At 39.9% G+C, this 1,374-nt stretch carries 2 protein-coding genes; one reads left to right on the top strand and one right to left on the bottom strand.

Going from position 1 to position 1,374, the window contains the following annotated elements; translation table 11 throughout:
• Window positions 1-495 (top strand): LytTR family DNA-binding domain-containing protein (locus BWI97_RS26970; RefSeq protein ID WP_102203485.1); only part of this gene is annotated, 495 nt, incomplete at its 5' end.
• Between the two features lie 684 nt (window positions 496-1,179).
• Here BWI97_RS26970 and BWI97_RS26965 read toward each other — a convergent pair.
• Window positions 1,180-1,374, bottom strand: a 195-nt coding sequence (locus BWI97_RS26965) for an orotidine 5'-phosphate decarboxylase / HUMPS family protein (RefSeq protein WP_199182142.1), incomplete at its 5' end; no start/stop codon positions are given.

Genomic DNA, 1,374 nt, shown 5'->3' with positions numbered 1-1,374 from the left:
CCACCCCCTCGCGTTATTCTGACGACTGCCTATTCGGAATTTGCCCTGGAAAGCTATGACTATGGCGTGGTAGACTATTTACTGAAACCCATTGAACTTCCCCGTTTTCTGAAAGCGGTTGACAAAGTCATGGCATCCGCTGAAAAAGAGAAAAAGCAGGAAACGACCGAGGTTGTATCCCCTCAATCGCTGGTCATAAAAGTAGATGCGGACTGGATGCGTATTCCCTACAGCGAGCTGGCGTATATCCAGAGCTGGGGAAATTACATCAAGGTGTTTACAGCTCAGCAGATGTATCTAGTTGCCATGACCATGACGGAAGTGGAGCGTCGATTACCTTCCACTCAGTTCATGCGAATTCATAAGTCGTATCTGATTCCCTTAAACAAGATAGACCGAATGAGCGGCAATGAGGTTTTCGTGGGTACGGCAGTCATCCCGGTTGGACTTACTTACCGTCGTGAATTAATTGATCGCCTGAAAGAGATTCAGTAATTTTCACGGCATTCGTATACGTCTACATCAAGCCTTGATCTCTCCAAAAGATAGGCACGTTTCTATCTTGACAGTAGATCCTTGTGTCAGAAGCGATAGAAGGACTAGATAAGCTTTCCCTGAAATTCGTTTGTAAAACGTTATAAATTCAACTGTTATAATAGTTTATCACAAGACTTAAGATATAAAATAAGTTATATCTTAATGGAGTTCTACATTTATTAAAGCTCGTTCTGTTGCGGTTATTACGATATAAAATAAGTGATATAAAACTACCCCAAGTTTTCGATTAACGCATACCAATTGGCGACAAAACCTTTAGATTTTACACGAAGCTCAATCCAAGTTTGGTTACCTATAATTTGATTACGTAAGAGACAATGTATAATGATTTCATCCATTGGGTATTGAGAAAAATGTAAACGTTTTACTATTCCAGGAATCCCATCGTTTTTCTGTAGTCCATTTTTTGAGAGTAATTGGTTTAAGGTAATGATTGATAGTAATGCTACTTAATTTAATGTTCAGAGTTCAATCCTCTCTGTGTATTTTACTGGTTACTATTATTTTACTGGACTTCTTATTTAGCTATTCTTATTGAACAAACTCCTATTAATTTTTAAATACATAAAAAGAGCCTAACCCAAAACAGGGCTGGACTCTTTTTAAATTACTTTAGTAGCGTTAGACTGCGTTGATTGCCTCTTTAAGTGCTTTAGCTGCCGCTGCTGGATCGTCAGCTCCATAGATAGCTCCACCGGCCACAATAACTTCTGCCCCTGCTGCCACTACGTCCTTAATCGTATGGATGTTTACGCCCCCGGCTACAGAGAAAGGAACGTTCGCCTCTTTACCTTCACTGATCAATTTCTGAATCGA

The sequence above is a fragment of the Siphonobacter sp. BAB-5405 genome, from assembly GCF_002872335.1.
GTDB lineage: Bacteria > Bacteroidota > Bacteroidia > Cytophagales > Spirosomataceae > Siphonobacter.
Note: the sequence above shows the minus strand (reverse complement) of the source record. Positions and strands in the feature narration are given on the sequence as shown.